Annotated in this window: 18 protein-coding genes; 8 read left to right on the top strand and 10 right to left on the bottom strand. The window is 50.5% G+C overall.

What is annotated here, in order from left to right:
- Positions 1–91: 91 nt before the first annotated feature.
- A complete protein-coding gene (locus tag NI000_RS01770) occupies positions 92–301 on the top strand; it encodes a YrzA family protein (protein ID WP_253407141.1) in 210 nt (69 codons plus the stop codon).
- Positions 302–716: 415 nt separating this feature from the next.
- On the opposite strand, the gene gloA2 is transcribed toward NI000_RS01770, so the two are convergent.
- The 6 genes from gloA2 to NI000_RS01800 form a co-directional block, all read right to left on the bottom strand.
- Positions 717–1,106: an SMU1112c/YaeR family gloxylase I-like metalloprotein gene (gene gloA2 / locus NI000_RS01775; RefSeq protein WP_253407142.1), complete on the bottom strand. Its 390-nt coding sequence runs from the start codon at positions 1,104–1,106 to the stop codon at positions 717–719.
- Positions 1,107–1,155: 49 nt separating this feature from the next.
- The gene (locus NI000_RS01780; RefSeq protein WP_253407143.1) at positions 1,156–1,590 is read right to left on the bottom strand and encodes a DUF350 domain-containing protein; all 435 of its coding nucleotides are present in this window, start codon (positions 1,588–1,590) and stop codon (positions 1,156–1,158) included.
- Positions 1,591–1,645: 55 nt separating this feature from the next.
- Positions 1,646–2,929 carry a glutathionylspermidine synthase family protein gene (locus NI000_RS01785; protein ID WP_253407144.1) on the bottom strand — a complete coding sequence of 428 codons (1,284 nt, stop codon included), beginning with the start codon at positions 2,927–2,929 and terminating at the stop codon, positions 1,646–1,648.
- Positions 2,930–2,995: 66 nt separating this feature from the next.
- The gene (locus tag NI000_RS01790; RefSeq protein WP_253407145.1) at positions 2,996–3,265 is read right to left on the bottom strand and encodes a hypothetical protein; all 270 of its coding nucleotides are present in this window, start codon (positions 3,263–3,265) and stop codon (positions 2,996–2,998) included.
- 37 nt (positions 3,266–3,302) lie between these two features.
- Positions 3,303–3,746: a hypothetical protein gene (locus NI000_RS01795; RefSeq protein WP_054974182.1), complete on the bottom strand. Its 444-nt coding sequence runs from the start codon at positions 3,744–3,746 to the stop codon at positions 3,303–3,305.
- 415 nt (positions 3,747–4,161) lie between these two features.
- A complete protein-coding gene (locus NI000_RS01800) occupies positions 4,162–5,202 on the bottom strand; it encodes a YkvI family membrane protein (protein WP_253407147.1) in 1,041 nt (346 codons plus the stop codon).
- 261 nt (positions 5,203–5,463) lie between these two features.
- Here NI000_RS01800 and NI000_RS01805 point away from each other — a divergent pair, with 261 nt between their 5' ends.
- From NI000_RS01805 to NI000_RS01820, 4 genes are all read left to right on the top strand, one after another.
- The gene (locus NI000_RS01805; protein ID WP_253407148.1) at positions 5,464–5,973 is read left to right on the top strand and encodes an SRPBCC domain-containing protein; all 510 of its coding nucleotides are present in this window, start codon (positions 5,464–5,466) and stop codon (positions 5,971–5,973) included.
- 197 nt (positions 5,974–6,170) lie between these two features.
- Positions 6,171–6,620 carry an Lrp/AsnC family transcriptional regulator gene (locus tag NI000_RS01810; RefSeq protein WP_253407149.1) on the top strand — a complete coding sequence of 150 codons (450 nt, stop codon included), beginning with the start codon at positions 6,171–6,173 and terminating at the stop codon, positions 6,618–6,620.
- A gap of 40 nt (positions 6,621–6,660) precedes the next feature.
- Positions 6,661–7,245, top strand: a complete 585-nt coding sequence (locus NI000_RS01815) for a LysE family transporter (RefSeq protein ID WP_253407150.1) — start codon at positions 6,661–6,663, stop codon at positions 7,243–7,245.
- The gene (locus tag NI000_RS01820; protein ID WP_253407152.1) at positions 7,238–8,158 is read left to right on the top strand and encodes a TcaA NTF2-like domain-containing protein; all 921 of its coding nucleotides are present in this window, start codon (positions 7,238–7,240) and stop codon (positions 8,156–8,158) included. Before NI000_RS01815 ends, NI000_RS01820 begins: the two co-directional genes overlap by 8 nt.
- A 143-nt stretch (positions 8,159–8,301) precedes the next feature.
- Here NI000_RS01820 and NI000_RS01825 read toward each other — a convergent pair whose 3' ends face one another.
- From NI000_RS01825 to NI000_RS01835, 3 genes are read right to left on the bottom strand one after another with little or no spacing between them, the layout of a single operon-like run.
- Positions 8,302–9,486, bottom strand: a complete 1,185-nt coding sequence (locus NI000_RS01825) for an aminotransferase class I/II-fold pyridoxal phosphate-dependent enzyme (protein WP_253407156.1) — start codon at positions 9,484–9,486, stop codon at positions 8,302–8,304.
- Complete coding sequence (locus NI000_RS01830) at positions 9,479–10,417, bottom strand: D-alanine--D-alanine ligase (protein WP_253407157.1); 939 nt, start codon at positions 10,415–10,417, stop codon at positions 9,479–9,481. Before NI000_RS01830 ends, NI000_RS01825 begins: the two co-directional genes overlap by 8 nt.
- A 24-nt stretch (positions 10,418–10,441) precedes the next feature.
- Entirely contained in the window at positions 10,442–11,932 is a 1,491-nt protein-coding gene (locus NI000_RS01835; protein ID WP_253407158.1) for an aminotransferase-like domain-containing protein, read from the bottom strand.
- A gap of 211 nt (positions 11,933–12,143) precedes the next feature.
- Between NI000_RS01835 and NI000_RS01840 the strand changes: the two genes are divergently transcribed.
- From NI000_RS01840 to NI000_RS01850, 3 genes are all read left to right on the top strand, one after another.
- Entirely contained in the window at positions 12,144–13,397 is a 1,254-nt protein-coding gene (locus tag NI000_RS01840; RefSeq protein ID WP_253407422.1) for a DNA polymerase IV, read from the top strand.
- Positions 13,394–13,864, top strand: a complete 471-nt coding sequence (locus NI000_RS01845; RefSeq protein WP_253407160.1) for a hypothetical protein — start codon at positions 13,394–13,396, stop codon at positions 13,862–13,864. The genes NI000_RS01840 and NI000_RS01845 overlap by 4 nt, the downstream gene beginning before the upstream one ends.
- A 311-nt stretch (positions 13,865–14,175) precedes the next feature.
- On the top strand, positions 14,176–14,715 hold the full coding sequence (locus NI000_RS01850; RefSeq protein WP_253407162.1) for a Crp/Fnr family transcriptional regulator: 540 nt from the start codon (positions 14,176–14,178) through the stop codon (positions 14,713–14,715).
- Positions 14,716–14,755: 40 nt separating this feature from the next.
- Here NI000_RS01850 and hmpA read toward each other — a convergent pair whose 3' ends face one another.
- On the bottom strand, positions 14,756–16,006 hold the full coding sequence (hmpA, locus tag NI000_RS01855; RefSeq protein WP_253407164.1) for an NO-inducible flavohemoprotein: 1,251 nt from the start codon (positions 16,004–16,006) through the stop codon (positions 14,756–14,758).
- Between the last annotated feature and the right edge of the window lie 13 nt (positions 16,007–16,019).

Raw genomic sequence — 16,019 nt, forward strand, 5'->3', positions numbered from 1 at the left:
CATAAAGGCAGCTCTCCTGCGCAGTTGCAATCAAAGACAGAGCTTGGTAGATTTAGTTTAAGCCAAAATACGCAGCCGGGAGCGAATGACGATGAGTTTTACTTTAGACAGAATCGAGAATAAAATTGAATTTTTCGAAGCTTACGATTTGAAAACGCTCGAAACCAAAATCGACGCGCAAATCGAGAATAACAAAGCGCTGCTGCTGGATGTTTTCTCGATCAGCCATCAAGTGGTGTTCGATCCGAATGCCGGGAAAATGCTGTACAGCGCCGTCGTTCATTTTAAAGTCAAAAAATAACGAATTCCGCCAAGAAAAAAGCTTCAACACACAAAGAAACCATCGGCCCCTCCGGCCGATGGCTATGATTTAAATAAACAACGCGATGCCGTCCATGACCAGTCTGAACCAGCCGACCACCGACAGCCACAGCGGAACGCTCAGCAACACCCCGAACATGACTCCTACCGAAAATCTTCCTTCCATACGCTGCACCTCCATCATTGTCCCCTTGCGCCCAAGAGCTTCTGTGATGATAAGGTAAGCTTAACAAAGTTATGTTTGGAATCTTTTAGGTCCTTGTTAGATTTTCATGAGCTTTTTGAACTAAGTCGAACTAAACTTACAACTTTTTACCCATTTTTATACGTAACCAAACCCGGCTTGCAAAAAAAAGACCCGTGCACAGCGCACGAGTCTTGCTTCTTGCGTTACTCTATTTTTCGTACAGCTCCAAGGGGAGCCGGTCCGGATCGAAAAAGAACGTAAATCGTTTTCCCGTAGTCTCGTCGACACGAATTGGCTCCACGGCGATTTCTTTGGCTTCCAGAGCCTTGACAGCCGTTTCGAGGTCGTCAACCTCGAAGGCCAGATGCCTCAGACCTCTTGCTTCCGGATAGCTTGGCCGCTCCGGCGCATTCGGGAACGAGAACAGTTCGATCTGATGACCTTCGCCGACCTGCAGATCGAGCTTATACGACTGGCGTTCCGCCCGGTACGTTTCCCGAATGACCGTCAATCCGAGCACGTGGACGTAAAAATGCTTCGACTTCGCGTAGTCCGAGCAAATGACCGCGGCATGGTGAATGTTATTCAGCTTTAGCATGACGTTGAGCACAGCCTCCTTCGGAACAAAACTTTATGTAGCCGATCAATCAATAGCTGATTAACGACGCTAGCAGCAGACCCGACGCCAGGCTCAAACAAAACGAAAAAATACCAACAGACACATTGCCCTTCGGAATTTCGGCCAGCACTTTAAACGGGGTCAGCAGTTCGAACAAGTAGAACACGATAATCTGGAACGCGATCCCGATGAGCCCCCAGACGATTAAATCGACGAGACCGACCGAATGATATACGGCGGACGCAAGAACGAGCACTTGACCGATAATTTTGCCTCCAAGATCGTATGCCGCAGCTTTGGCGGCAGCCGCTTTGGACGGATCGGACAAATCGCCGCCCTCCCGGATGAGCGCAAATTCATTGTACGGCGTCGTCAGGTTGAAAAACAAAATACCGAGTCCCATAAGCGGGACGGTCACGCCCAAATACATCAAAAAGTTAAGAATATTCCCAAACTGATCCAACGAACTCCAACTCCCCAATAAATGTTGTAATGTCAGGCTGTACTTATCTGCAGGTCTAGCCTATGACCGACGATGGCAAATAATAGGACAAATTGTTCGTAATGCTCCCGCCGACGCGCGCAATGACGGCAGAGCTTCGGCCACCGATCAAAAAGCAGCCCCAGAGCAGCCGGCCGTCGTACGGGCCGTTTAACGTTTCCACCCGGATGTGGGGCAGCTCGGCATATTGCTGGTAGACCATCGGCTGATCCCCGTATTCGTCTTCCCCGCTCGCCTCTGCAATATCTCCGCTTTCCGCATAGATCGTGACCCCGCTGCCTTCGCGTCCAAGAATCGGCTTCACCACATAAGGCGTGCCTTCGGGGAAGCACGGCTCCATAAACGTCGGCAGCATGTAGGCTTCGATCGTCTCATGCTCCTCTTCCGTGTAAAACTCCCCCGCTTGATGCAAATTCCAGATCAGCGCCTGGACCGCCTTCGTCTGGGCGGCGAACCCCGAGGGCGGATTAATGATCGCCAGCTTGCCGTCCGCTATTAATTCCAGCACATGCTCACCGGTCGGATAGCCGTCCGTATCCCGGTCTTCAGCCAGCTTCTCGATCGCATGCAGCCGGTACAACACATCGATCGGACATCTCACCGCTTCTTCGTCACCGGCTTTGGGCTGCACCCATATCCGGTCTCCCTCCACGCGGAGGTCGGATAGCGCTGCAAATTCAGCGCCGTCAATCCCGGATTGCTTCAGAAGATAGCGAGTCGTTCCGGCATCTTCCTCATGCCAATCCAGCGAGCTGAAGACGACATGCTCGGACGCATAGCCCGCTTCGCGGTACAGGTCAAGCATCCGCTTGAACGCCTGGCGGAAATCCCCGCTGCAGCCTTCGTTCGGATCTTCTTCGCCATAGGCGGCGCACACCCGGCCGTTCGCATGAAAGGCTTCGACGATCCCTGTCGGCGTATCGCTGTTAAACTCAAGCATCTTGAGCCCTTGCGGCGTCAAGGCAAAATCGAACCGCCCGATCAGCGTCGGGATGTCTTCATCGAACCGGAGACGGATGGCGCCGAACGACGCGGGAGGCAGTCCCAGTTCAGCCAAAAGCGCCGGTTCGCCCTGCTGGACGATCCGGACGGTCTTGGCATAGATACATCCTAACGCTTCGGCGGCTCCGCGCATTTCTTCTAACTGCGCACGCTCCAACCGGTATAAGCCGGCGAGCGCATATTCCTGATCGTATAAGCAGTCCCATGTAAATATACCTTCTTGCCGCAGCGGCCCATAGATCGCTTCCCGGCGTTCCTCATAAGAAGCGTCCGGCCGCAGCGTCTTTGCCATGCTCATGTCCGCACGCCTCCTCTCTGCTCGTTGCTTTTTGTCATCGTCGGACCGCCCATGGCAGCTCTGACGCTAGGAGCTTGAACTGCCGCTGCCGCCGATGCCTCCTTTGCTGATCCCGGAAGAGCTGCCCGAAGATCCTTTGTAGGAGCTGCTGCTCGACCCCGAGCCGCCGTAGTAACGCCCTCCGGACGAACCGCTGCTGCTGTCGTCACAGTAACCGTCCCCGTTACGGTCGGTACATTTCGAATCGGAGCAGCCCGCCGTACCGCCGAGCACCAGTGTCGACGCCACGAACAGCGCTACCAGTTTGCGTGTCCTGCTGCTTTTTTGCTGTTCCATTTTTCGTCACTCCTGTTTTTCCCGGTTTGAATTGCGGCTACACCGGCACGGCGTAATATACATACGTCTCCCGGTCTTCGTCGATTTCGGCGGAAGTGCGCTGCCATTCCCGGCCCTCCGCATACAAATAATTCGCCTGAAGGTTCAGCATCGCCTCCAGCGTATCGGGAAATGTAAACGTATGCACCAGCCGGTAATCTGCCGTCCATTCGCGATATTCCCTCAGCTCCATGCGAACGCCGCGGGGACCTTCCGGCTTGCTCCATAGCATCGTCCGCTCGTCAAGCGCTTCCTGCACATAAACGACATAACATTCCGGCTCCACAGCGCACGAGGTTTTCTCGTACACCTTGCCGTCCTTAATAAAATAGTCGCACGCAAATCGCAAAGCGACCTCGTCCCGGCCGATCCGGTCATAATAATACAGCAGCGGGAACGTCTCGCTGCCCTCGGCATACAAACGGTATTCCAATCGTGTCATCATGCTTCAGCACTCCTTTTCTCTCTCTCGGAAACGGGCCCTTCTCACGGAGATTCACCAAACATATACGTACAACGTGGGAAAAGGATTCGCAGTCCGCCAGTGCGGTTTATCCCCCGGCCCGGAAGCTGCATCCAAAATCGATTATAGGGTTCTGACGCGGTACGTCAAGCAAAATTTGCCCCGGATTCAGTGAAGCAACAAAAAAAGAGGCCTATGCCTCTTATCTTTGAACTTATCGAGAATGTTAAGAGAATGTTAGAAAATCCAATAAGCCAACACAATTAACTCCCGGACGCCTGCCCTTTCATGACACATACCCCGCCGATTAGCTTGCATAAGCGTGAAAAAAGCGCCGCACCAATGAACAATCCATGGCTCAGCGCTTCGGATGAATTTTTTAAATAAGCGGCTACTATCCGGGCATCCTTTTAAACGCCAAGAAAAGAAGCAGGATCATCCCGAGATAGCCGAACAGAGGATAAAGGTAAGAAAGCAGCGGAGTATAGCCGATCTGGCTGATCAGAAAGCTTCCGAGCAGAATCGTTAACACCAGCCAGTGGGTCGGGAGAACGAACAGGCTTTGAATTTGACGCGCGATCCCGAATACGTTGCCGATGATCGTCGTAAAAATTTCCCCGTAGATGACCAACAGAAACAAAATATGAACCGCTCCGCCCAGATCCCGAATAATTTCGGCCATCGGAATATCGAACGCTGCAATTTCCGGCATCCTGGAATTCATGGCCCAGTGGCTGATCAGCAGCATGAATCCAAGGGCTACGCCACCCCAGAAACCGCCCCATTTCAAGGCGCTTTCGTCCTGTACCTCGCTGCCGAGAGGCACCATCACCGCTTGGACAAAGGCAAAATTCAATGCCGCGTAGGCAAACGGGCTAATCAGCCAAGTTAGGTCACACCATGGCAGGTTTCGCCAACCGATGCTTGGAGCCGCCCCGCTTTCTCCGAACACCTGCAAAGCAATGAGAAGCATGAAACAAAGCATTAGAGGCACTACCACCGAATTTACCGCCAAAATTCCCTGCATGTCTCTGGTCATCACCAGATAACAAAGGACGATGCTGATAACAATGCCCCACTGATACGGCAGACGAAGCTGTTCCTCAAAAATGGAGCCGGCGCCCGACAGCATCACCGAAGTCATCCCGAATAAAATCGCGAACGTCGCAGCATTGGCGATTTTGCCGAACAAGCTGCCGAAAAGATAGATGTTAAGCTCCTGATAAGAAAAAGCCTGGATCCTATGCGCCAAAACCATCATCCTGGTTCCAATCCACATAAAAAGAAACGTACTGATCAAGATGCCTACGGCTCCCCATGTCCCGTAGACCGTAAAAAACTGCATAATCGACTGACCGGAAGCAAATCCGGCTCCCACCACTGTCCCAGCATATGTGGCTGCAATTTGCAAGATCGAGACCGATTTTTTAACCATAAATCCTCCGGGGGCAACCGCTTAGAATAATCTTATGCTTCATTTTATGTCCGGCAGGCTTGTATATTCCCGCTTTGTCCGACTCCTTGGGACAAACTTTTCATCTTGCTGCGGCTTCCCCACTCGTTAAAATTACGCTCCAAATATTCCTTGACAGGAATATTCCATCTAAGGTATATTTAAAACAAGATAACGGTACCGACAAACGAAACAAGACACCAGGGGTAACGCGTACCGAAAAGTACATTAGGAGGAATTTGGATGTCGAACCCAATGACGATCAAGGTAGAAGGTCAGGAACTTATTCTGGAGCGTGTGTTCAATGCGCCGCGCGAGCTTGTATTTAAAGCGTTCTCACAGGCCGAGCATCTCAAGCACTGGTGGGGACCGCGCGGCTGGACGCTTACGGTTTGCAACGTTGATTTTCGTCCAGGCGGCATCTGGCATTACTGTATGAAATGTATCGATCAGAACCAGGGCGATTTTTACGGATTCGAATCTTGGGGCAAAGCCGTGTATCAGGAAATCGTCGAAGCGGAGAAAATCGTCTACGTGGATTACTTCTCGGATGCCGACGGCAATGAAGCGGAAGGAATGCCTGCGCCTCTCATTACGATGACTTTCACAGAGTTCGAAGGCAAGACGAAGCTTGTCAACCGGGCCCAATACCCTTCTGCCGAAGCGCTCAAAACCGTTATCGATATGGGGATGGAGCAAGGAGTCACCGAAACCTGGGATCGTCTCGCCGAGCATTTGCAATCCATGCAATAAAACAAATTTTGTTATCAGCAAAGCCGTCGGCCCGGAGCCGGCGGCTTTATTTTTTAAGTATAGCGTTAAATCCACCTTGCTTTAGTTTATTAAATAAACATCCAATTACGAATTACTTAAAAATTGAATGTTTTTTATGATAATATTTAAAAAATAAAATTCATGATTATAATTATATTTATAAATTTAATTACGAGGTGGTTATTTTGGACGCAATTGATTTAACGATACTTGATGCTCTAAAAGAAAACAGCAGGATGACGGCTTCCGAAATAAGCAAAAGAGTAAATCTGTCCATTCCGGCCGTATCGGAACGAATTCGAAAAATGGAAGAAGCGGAAATCATAGAAGCCTACACCATAAAAATTAATCGGATGAAGACGAACTGCAAGCTAATGTCCTTTATTTTTGTCAATATTGATCAAACCGAGCATATCGAGGAGTTCAGAAAGTCTATTGTTCAATGCAGTTCTGTCCTGGAATGCCATCATGTTGCCGGCGAATATGATTATTTGTTAAAAGTCCTTGTGGAAGATACTCGGGCGTTGGAACATTTTATTTCCAATACGTTAAAGAACATCAAGGGTGTACTTAAAAGCAATACCATCATCTCTCTTTCTTCCTTGAAAGAAAATATAAATATTTAAAGAGGTGCTAAACATTTTTGCTAAAGGGTTCAAATTTGGAATGATGTTACAATTGGCCGTAGGCCCCATTTGTATTTTTATATTTCAAATAGCTTCATTGCGAGGATTTTTCGCGGCCGAGACCGGCGTACTCGGTGTTACTTTCATGGACGGGCTCTTTATTGTGGCCGCCATTCTCGGCATCGCAACTGTTATGGAGAAACAAAATATTAGATCGGGTATGAGACTGTTCGGGGCCGCCGTCTTATTTATGTTTGGATTGAACCTGGTGTTTAGCCTGATTGATATTCGTCTCCTGCCCAGCTTCGGTATTGCAGACTTTGGGGATACAAACCATGCATTTGTCTATGCAATCCTTCTGACGGCATCGAATCCTCTAACTGTCATTTTTTGGGCAGGTGTATTTTCAAGCAAGGTAGCCGAAGAAAATATGAAACGGAATGATATTTATGTATTCGGTTTTGGAGCATGGTTTGCAGCAATATTCTTTTTAACTCTGGTGGCATTCATGGGCAGTTTGACTCGTGAATTCATTTCGCCTTTGGTACTTCAAGTTTTGAATGTATCCGTAGGGGCAGCATTTATTTATTTTGCCCTAAAAATGGTTTTGCAAAAAAATGGTTGATCCGTTCATCGATTCGGAAATCAGACAGTTAAAGAAACCAGACGACAAAAATTATGTCTTTTATAACACAGTTGACACTCTCATCGAAAAAAACAACAAGCTTAAGGACGAAGTGCTGAGCATAGTTTTATCGCCGAAATTAAAGGATCTTCAATCCAAGTTCGTCGATGCTTTGACCTACCGCGGCAAATATTTGACGGAAATGCAAGCTGCGCATGAGGCTGCAGATAGTTATAAATATAACGAAAGCAGTTACGAAGACAATATCTCCGACATCAAGACAAACAAGCAACTGGCGCAAAAGAATACATATCCCCGCGAATTTATCAACGCTGCCTACAAGGCTGCCGATAACGCAGAGTCCAATAGAAAGTATTTGGAAAAAAGGGGGGCCGAGCAAAAAAGTCATGCAACCGAAGCCGCCAACATGCTGGCCAAGTATGTGGAATTGACGGGGGCCGAATCCGCCGATCTAACTAAAAGCGAGATCACTCCCAAACCGCTTCCAGAGAGTCCGGCGAAGCCATCCGGCGATGCGGAAAAGGCCAAGATGATGGTCGAGATTTTCCTGACGAAAAATATGTGGGCCCTCTCCTCAGACAACATCCAGGTAGTGACGCCGTATTTGAGTTCAAAAAAACACCAAGAACAGGCCAATTACATGCAATACCTGAAAAGCAAAGAGATCAAGGAATCCATGACCCTTGCCGAAGCCAAGTCGGCAGAAAAACTGGACGATTCCACCTTCATCGTTACGACATCGGAGAAGTACAACATCTCTTACGGCGATGGCAGCCGTAAAACAAAGAGCTTCACTTCCAAATATAAAGTCGTGAAAACCGATTATTACGATTATAAATTCGTGATTGACGAATTGTTCGAAGCGAAGGAAACGGAAAGCATAGACAGCTAGGATTGCTTCGACCCTCGCCTGCGAAAAACAGCCATACAAACCTCCGGATTTTGATTCCGGAGGTTTTTTGACGAAGCAAATGCCGAATGTTCCTTTACAAGAGCTTCAAACTAGTGAAGTTGAAGTGAATGGTGATAGTTTCATCAAACCGGCTGCATCACCTGCATAAACCTTCCCATCCGCTCCAGCGCCTTCTCCAAATCGATGAGCGAGGTTGCATAGGAGCAGCGAATAAAACCCTCTCCGCCCGATCCGAATACATGTCCCGGCACGACCGCCACCTTTGCTTCCTCCAGCAGCCGAAGAGCGAACTGCTCAGATGACATCCCAGTAGAAGCAATGGAAGGGAAGGTATAGAAAGCCCCCTCAGGCTCGTGACAGGACAGCCCGATTGCATTCAAGCCGGCTACAAACAGCTTGCGGCGTTCATTGTAGCTCGTCATCATCTCATCCTTGGCAGCCAAGCCATGACGCAATGATTCGAGCGCGCCGATCTGTGCAAGGGTAGGGGCGCACATGGCCGTGTACTGGTGGATTTTCAGCATACCGGCTATCAACTCGCGCGGGCCGCAAGCATAGCCTACCCGCCAGCCTGTCATCGCGAACGCTTTGGAAAAGCCGCTGATGACAATCGTACGCTCCTTCATGCCCGGCAAGGAGGCGATACTGACATGCTTTCTCCCATAAGTCAGCTCGGCATAAACTTCATCCGAAATGACAACCAAATTATGTTTGATAATGAGCTCTGCAATCGACAGCCAATCCTGCTTTGTCATAACTGTTCCGGTCGGATTACACGGATAATTGATCATCAAAGCCTTGGAATGAGGCGTAATCGCCGCTTGCAGTGCTTGCGGGGTCAGCTTGAACTTCTCCTCTGCCGTAGCCGCCACCTCCACGATTTTACCGCCATGCAGATGGGTAATCGGTTCATAGGCGATATAGCTTGGGGCCGGAATCAGCACCTCATCACCCGGATTGATCACTGCCCGCAGCGCCAGGTCGACGGCTTCACTGCTCCCTACCGTCACGATGATTTCCTGCCCGGGGTCGTAGGAAAGCGCGAAGCTGCTGGCAAAATAAGCCGCAAGCTCCTCCCGCAGCTCGATCAAGCCGGCATTTGAGGTATATTTCGTCTGCCCTTCCCGCAATGCCTGAAAGCAAGCTTCACGTACCTTTTCCGGTGTAACGAAATCCGGTTCTCCGACTCCAAGAGCGATTGTATCTCCGCCTGCTGCATTCAGATCAAAAAAAGCGCGAATTCCCGATGGCCGAATATCCCGTACACGCGAGGATAAAAACCGCCCTGTACTATCTTCACTAAACATAATGCCCCATCCCCCATTCCTGTTTCCGCTCATGGAGCGAGCTGGCAATAATACGGTCCAGCAGCTGTGTAAAGGTCATACCTGCTGCAGCTGCGCTCTTCGGAAGCAGGCTATTGGCGGTCATTCCCGGTAAGGTATTTACTTCCAGCACGTAAGGAACATCCTGACACACAATCATATCGATCCTTGCATAGACCTTGCACTGCAGCAGCCGGTAGCTGGCAAGCGCCGCCTCGCGCACACGCTGCTCAATCACGGGAGGAAGCTGGATCACCTTCTCCTCAGCGCCGCCGGCCTCATATTTCGCTTTGTAGTCGAACCACTCCGAATGAGCGGAGCGAATGCCGATAAACGGTAATGCCTCGCCATCCACAATCGAGCAGGTAAGCTCCGTCCCTTTAATATAAGGCTCAATCAAGATCACCTGATCCAAACTGCAAGCCTCCTGAACAGCCGGCAGCAGCTCCTTCTCATTATGCACAAGCTGGATGCCGATGCTGGATCCCCCCATATTCGGCTTCACAATAACCGGGTAACCCAGCTGCCCCACCGCCTGCGGATCATAATCGTCCATCCCCTGCCAGTGAAGGCCTGCAGGCGTATGCACACCCGCTGCCTTCAGCAGCATCTTGGACAGCTGCTTATTCATGCATAGGCTGCTTGCCAGGACACCGCTGCCTGTATATGGAATGCCCAGTGTCTCCAGCGCTCCCTGCACCGTGCCGTCCTCGCCATACTGGCCATGCAGCGCCAGCAGCGCGAGATCGATGCCTGCCTGCTGAACCTGCGCGATTAAATCCGCCCGCTGCTCGATCACAATTGGAACCACTTCATATCGGCTGCGATCCAAATGATGGATCATCTCTTGACCTGTCTGCAGAGAAACCTCACGCTCAGAGGAAATACCACCCATAATAACGCCAATCTTCATATGACACCTCATTTTTAAAAATCGTTATGCCTTAAGAAAGCTGCGCGCCTGTTTGCCGATGATCTGAATCCCCCGCTCGATATTTTCATCCGTTACTCGTGAAAAACCAAGCCGCAATGTATTCGTCCCTTCGCCTTCATGAATAAAAAACTTGTCTCCCGGTGTAAAAATAACACCCTGTTCTGTGCAAGCTTCCAGCAGCTGGCGTGTACTTACTCCTGACGGGAAGGTAAGGAACAAATGCAAGCCCCCGTCGCCAGACAGCTGCGCCTCAGGGAGATGCGCTTCACAGCATGCCTTCGTCAGCTCATATTTGCGCTTATATTCCATACGTGCTTTTTTTATATATTTATCAAAATTTCCATTGAGCAAATATTGATATAATATCGATTGATCGATTGTTGATGTATGAATGGTGCGTGCACGTTTTATGCTTTCCAGATTGTCGATCAGCGCCCGGTCTCCAAGCACCCACCCCACTCGCAAGCCAGGGAACAGCACTTTGGAGAGGCTGCCAATATAGATTACTCCGTTCCCTTGCCCTGCTGCCGCTATTAATGGCGCAACATGCGCTCCCGAGTAGCGCAGCTCCTCATTGAATCCATCCTCGATCACCGGAATCTGATAGCGCATCATTATTTTCATAACGGCGCTGCGCTTCGCCGGCGACATGACGATGCCTGTGGGATTGTGATAGGAAGGAGTCAAATAGGCCAGATCGAAGCTGTTTGTCTGCTTCCGCAATACCGCCTCAAGCTGCTCCACATCCATACCGTCACGCTCCATCGGAATGCCGGTAATCTCAAATCCTTGCAGCTTCAAATTTTTGATCGCTGTATGATGGGTCGGATTTTCACAAATCACCGCTCCGCGGCGCGCAGAAGGGCGCAGTGCCGACAGCACAATGTCAAAGCCTTCTGTAAACCCGCTTGTAATCAGCATATCCTTGCCGCTTATATCGACGCCCTTATTCTCCATATAACGCATCAGGTAATCGATCAGCGGCTTGTAGCCCTTGGCATAGCCGTAGTTGAGCAGCACCTGCCCTTCGATTGCCATCCGATCCATAAAGGCTCGCCTTACATCCCCCAGATCAAACAGCTGCTCATCCGGAGCGATGCTTGTGAACGAGATGGTTCCTTTTTTGGCGCGAATGCCCTGCTTCATCCTATCCAGCTCTACAGCCGATACAGCATACTCGTTCATTCTTGCCTTCCAGTCGATCTGCCAGGCGGCGGAGCCGTCAGCTCCTCCGTGATCTGCAGCCAAGTGGCCCACCATAGCGGCCACATAGCTGCCTTTGCCGGGAATCGCATACGTAAATCCGTCATCCTCCAGGCCTTCATAGGCTGCAATGACTGTATTGCGGCTCACCTTTAGCAGGCCGCTCATTTCTCGTGTGGAGGACAGCTTCTGATCCGCCTGAAGCGCTCCTTTTATAATTAAACGTTTGACGTATTCTTTCACTTGTATCGCGACCGGACGGTCACCGACGAGCTTGAAATCCTGGAACATCCTTCATCGCCCCCATCTATAATGATGGCATAGGAGACGAGAGAAAAAAAGAACCACCGCACTGGATTTTTGATCCTTCGGTGGTTCCTCCGCATTTTATCCCCTGTACTTGTTATCATCTTCCCGGCAATTTCAATTATTTACCTTTGCATAAGGAACGTGTGTTCGGTATATAATGGTTATATACGAACACATATTCGCAGGTGATGAAATGCAACGAACTGTTCTCATGGCAGATGGGCAAAGTTTTTACGCGAGTATCGAAAAAGCAGCGCACCCGGAATATCGAGATAAACCCGTTGCGGTTGGGGATCCGGCACGCAGAAGTGGAATTATCTTAGCTGCCTGTCCGGTTGCAAAATCACGCGGTGTGACTACGGCCGAAAGAGTCGGTGAAGCACTGGCCAAATGCCCGGATTTGGTCGTCATACGGCCACGAATGCAAACGTATATCTCGGTATCCCTACTCATTACGGAAATTTTCGAATCCATTACAGATCAAGTTGAACCGTTCTCCATCGACGAACAGTTTCTCGATGTGACGGGATCTTTGGCCTTGTTCGGTTCTGCTGAAGAGATCGCCCGTTTGATACAAACGCGGGTAAAGCTTTCAACCGGAGTATGGTCCCGTGTCGGTATCGGCCCCAACAAAATCCTTGCCAAAATGGCTACGGATAATTTCGCAAAAAAGAATCCTACAGGTATATTTGAACTTTCACATGACAATATCGAACAAAAACTTTGGTCCCTGCCTGTCCATCAAATGTTTATGGTAGCCGGGCGCATGACTTCCCATTTTGCTCGAATGGGCTTACACACCATTGGCGATATAGCGCGTCTCGATCTCGGTGAATTCAAAAAACGGATGCGTTTCCGGATGGGCCGGCAAAGTGACATTCAAGCGGAATATTACTGGCAAACGGCGAACGGCATCGACCCGAGTCCCGTTGTCACCGGAATGCGAAGTCAAATTAAAGTAATCAACCACGGCAGGGCATTAAAATGGCAGACCTATCGAACGATCGAAGATATTGAACCGCTTATGATCGAACTTATCGTGGAGGTTTGCCGCCGTGCTAGGCGCTACGGATATATGGGCAGAGTCGTTGCAGTGGGAGCCGCGGAAACCGACGGCTACCGGTCTTCAGGTTTCGGGAGGCAAAGAACATTGCCGCGTCCTACCCATTTGGAACATGAAATCGGCCCTGTTATACGCTCGCTCTTTTTGGAGCACTGGAAGGGCCTGCCTCTTACTCATTTGCATATTACGCTCACGGACCTTTCGAGAGATAACGTTTATCAGCTTGACTTATTTGAGGATCGAGAACGGTTGATTCGCCGTGAAAAAGCAGTCGATGCGCTAAAAGAGAGGTTTGGACCAACGGCTATTATCCGTGCATCGTCCTTGTTAAAAACGGCTCAGGCATTTGAAAGGGCAGCTCAAATAGGGGGTCATTGGGCATGAGTAAACTAGACGGGAATGGCCGCTGGCAGTCGAAAATGACGCTCACGGAACACATAGAGCAATACGAGGCGCGTAATGAACCCAAAGCTTCTCGACCGACACCTGAAGAATACACCATGGCTCGGGATTACATTCTGCTGCCTCATATGTTAACCATGATTGACCGGAATATTGAGGAAATAAGAGCCTCAACAAATATCTTAAAGCGGTTATATTTGATCGCTGCGCAAACCGTTATGAATCAAATCCATAAAGAAATGCACTCGCTGCGTCGGGAATTAAGCAAACGAAACATTAAAGTGATGAACGACGAGCAGATCGACCTCGTTATTTATTACAAAATCATATGCCGAGGTTACGAAGAACGATTCGGTATCGTTCGTGATGTCGTTCGATCGGAGATCAGTGTGCGTTTAACCAATTATGTAAAAGACGTTGCAAAATGCCTAGAGCAATACGGCAAATGAATCTTAATGAGTTGACGTGCTTAATATTAGCTATTTTGATCAAGACGTACACTGTCTTTAGACCGGGACTCCTTATCTATCAAAAGATCCCGGTCATTTTAGTTGTCACCTTGCCTTTTCCAATCATTCTAACCGCCTCCGTAAGTTCGCCAACACAATATGGAATTTATTGTAAATAAATAAGATCCGATCACTTCCTTAGGTCAAGTTCACTATGAGCATATCCTCAGATCGTGCTATAATCGGAAAAAGAAAAGCGTCCCGCCTCGGCAGAGACGGAACGCTGAAAATGGAAGCAAAGGTGAAGACGCATGCTGCTGCATAAAGGCGAAACGTTGTTTCGCCAAGGAGAAACCGGACCGCTGTACCGCATCAAGAGCGGCCTGCTTAAGATTGTCCGCATTCATGAGGACGGAAATCCCGTCTTGGTCAATATTATCGTTCCCGGCGAGACGATTCCTCATCATTCCTTGATCAGTCCGAAAGAATATTACGGGACCGCGATTGCGCTTATGACCTGCGAGATCGAAACGCTTCCCGCTCAAGAATGGTATGCCAAGCTCCAGCGGGAACCGCAAACGTGCCTTGAGATCGCCATGCTGCTGGAGAGCAAGCTGCGGATGATGCAGCAGCGAATCGATCAGCTGACGCAGATTACGCCGGCAGACAAGCTGGCGAAGCTGCAAACCTGGTTCGAAGCCTATATTGCCCCGGCCCGTTTGACCGATCTGCTAACACAGGAAGAGATCGGCCAGTTTATCGGGCTGCGCCGCGAGACGGTCAATCGTTTGCTTCGCGCTCAAGCAAGTAACCGCACCGCCTTGCAGGCCCGGGACAATAACAAGCGCTGACCACTAAGCATACAGTTCCTCTGTTGATCTGAACCGCATTTTAGCGCTGTGCCGGAGTCGTTGGTTCTCCGGCTTCCTCCAGCGAACCCGACGGTCCGAAAAATTCGTAACGCGCGTCCTCCTTGCGTACGCCCCATGCTTGCAGCATCCGGTTGACCGTCTTCATGAACGGCACCGGTCCGCAGAAATAGAACGCCGCATCCGGCGAAGGAACGACGGATTGCAGCCACTCCAGATCGATGTAGCCCTCCTTATGAAACGTCTGCTCCGTCCGATCGGCAGCGGTCGGCGATTGGTAACAAAAACGGTACGAAAAGCCCGGATGCCTGCGAGCCAGCTCTTCCACCTCGGCGCGCATCGCGTGCGTCTCGCCGTTCAGGGCTGCGTGAACAAACGTGACCTGCCGGTCCGGCGCCGTTTCGCCAAGCGCTTTCAGCATGCTGAGCAGCGGAGTTAGACCGACGCCGCCGCTGAGCAATACGACCGGGCGCAGGTCGGAGGTGTCGAGCGTAAAGTCACCGGCGGGAGCCGTCAACCATAGCGTATCGCCTTCGTTCACGTGCTCGTGAAGGTAGACGGACACTTTGCCGGCCGGGCGGTCCAGCGCACCGTCCTCACGTTTGACGGAAATGCGGTAATACGGCTTCCCCGGCGCATCGGACAAGCTGTATTGCCGAATATGCGTGTACGTCTCGCCGGGTATCTCCAGCTTCACGCTGACGTACTGCCCAGGCTCGAACGAGGCAATCGCGCCGCCGTCAAGTGGAACCAAATAAAACGACGTAATGACGCTGCTTTCCTTTTGCTTGCGCTCCACCCGGAACGCTCGGAATCCTTCCCAGCCGCCCGCCTGACGCTCGGCCTGGACATACATTTCCGCCTCTACGCCAATGAAGGCGTCGGCAATGATGCCATAGGCGGTTTCCCACGCCTGAAGCACCTCGTCCGTAGCTGCCTCGCCGAGCACCTCCCGCATGGCCGTCAGCAGCGTCCGGCCCACGATCGGATAATGCTCGGGCTTTACTCCAAGGCTCCGGTGCTTATGCCCGATCTGCTTCACCACAGGCAGAATGGCAGCCAAATTATCGATATGCACGGCGGCGGCATATACGGCATTAGCCAGCGCGGTCTGCTGACGTCCCTGCTTTTGGTTCGTATGGTTGAAGACGTTCAGCAGCTCGGGGTGCTCGGTGAACAAAATTTCATAAAATCGTTTCGTTACTTCAGTCCCCTTCGATTCCAGAATCGGGGCCGTCGATTGAATAATGCGGATCGTCTGTTCGTTTAACATCGTTATCCCTCAT

It is taken from the genome of Paenibacillus tyrphae (assembly GCF_024158745.1).
GTDB lineage: Bacteria > Bacillota > Bacilli > Paenibacillales > NBRC-103111 > Paenibacillus_G > Paenibacillus_G tyrfis_A.

Coding starts and splice junctions, on each gene's coding strand:
- gloA2 (WP_253407142.1), bottom strand. CDS start 1,106: ATGCTAAAGCTGAATAACATTCACCATGCCGCGGTCATTTGCTCGGAC.
- NI000_RS01825 (WP_253407156.1), bottom strand. CDS start 9,486: ATGTTTAGTGAAGATAGTACAGGGCGGTTTTTATCCTCGCGTGTACGG.
- NI000_RS01785 (WP_253407144.1), bottom strand. CDS start 2,929: ATGAGCATGGCAAAGACGCTGCGGCCGGACGCTTCTTATGAGGAACGC.
- hmpA (WP_253407164.1), bottom strand. CDS start 16,006: ATGTTAAACGAACAGACGATCCGCATTATTCAATCGACGGCCCCGATT.
- NI000_RS01800 (WP_253407147.1), bottom strand. CDS start 5,202: ATGGTTAAAAAATCGGTCTCGATCTTGCAAATTGCAGCCACATATGCT.
- NI000_RS01835 (WP_253407158.1), bottom strand. CDS start 11,932: ATGTTCCAGGATTTCAAGCTCGTCGGTGACCGTCCGGTCGCGATACAA.
- NI000_RS01805 (WP_253407148.1), top strand. CDS start 5,464: ATGTCGAACCCAATGACGATCAAGGTAGAAGGTCAGGAACTTATTCTG.
- NI000_RS01840 (WP_253407422.1), top strand. CDS start 12,144: ATGCAACGAACTGTTCTCATGGCAGATGGGCAAAGTTTTTACGCGAGT.
- NI000_RS01820 (WP_253407152.1), top strand. CDS start 7,238: ATGGTTGATCCGTTCATCGATTCGGAAATCAGACAGTTAAAGAAACCA.
- NI000_RS01830 (WP_253407157.1), bottom strand. CDS start 10,417: ATGAAGATTGGCGTTATTATGGGTGGTATTTCCTCTGAGCGTGAGGTT.
- NI000_RS01770 (WP_253407141.1), top strand. CDS start 92: ATGAGTTTTACTTTAGACAGAATCGAGAATAAAATTGAATTTTTCGAA.
- NI000_RS01790 (WP_253407145.1), bottom strand. CDS start 3,265: ATGGAACAGCAAAAAAGCAGCAGGACACGCAAACTGGTAGCGCTGTTC.
- NI000_RS01850 (WP_253407162.1), top strand. CDS start 14,176: ATGCTGCTGCATAAAGGCGAAACGTTGTTTCGCCAAGGAGAAACCGGA.
- NI000_RS01845 (WP_253407160.1), top strand. CDS start 13,394: ATGAGTAAACTAGACGGGAATGGCCGCTGGCAGTCGAAAATGACGCTC.
- NI000_RS01795 (WP_054974182.1), bottom strand. CDS start 3,746: ATGACACGATTGGAATACCGTTTGTATGCCGAGGGCAGCGAGACGTTC.
- NI000_RS01815 (WP_253407150.1), top strand. CDS start 6,661: ATGATGTTACAATTGGCCGTAGGCCCCATTTGTATTTTTATATTTCAA.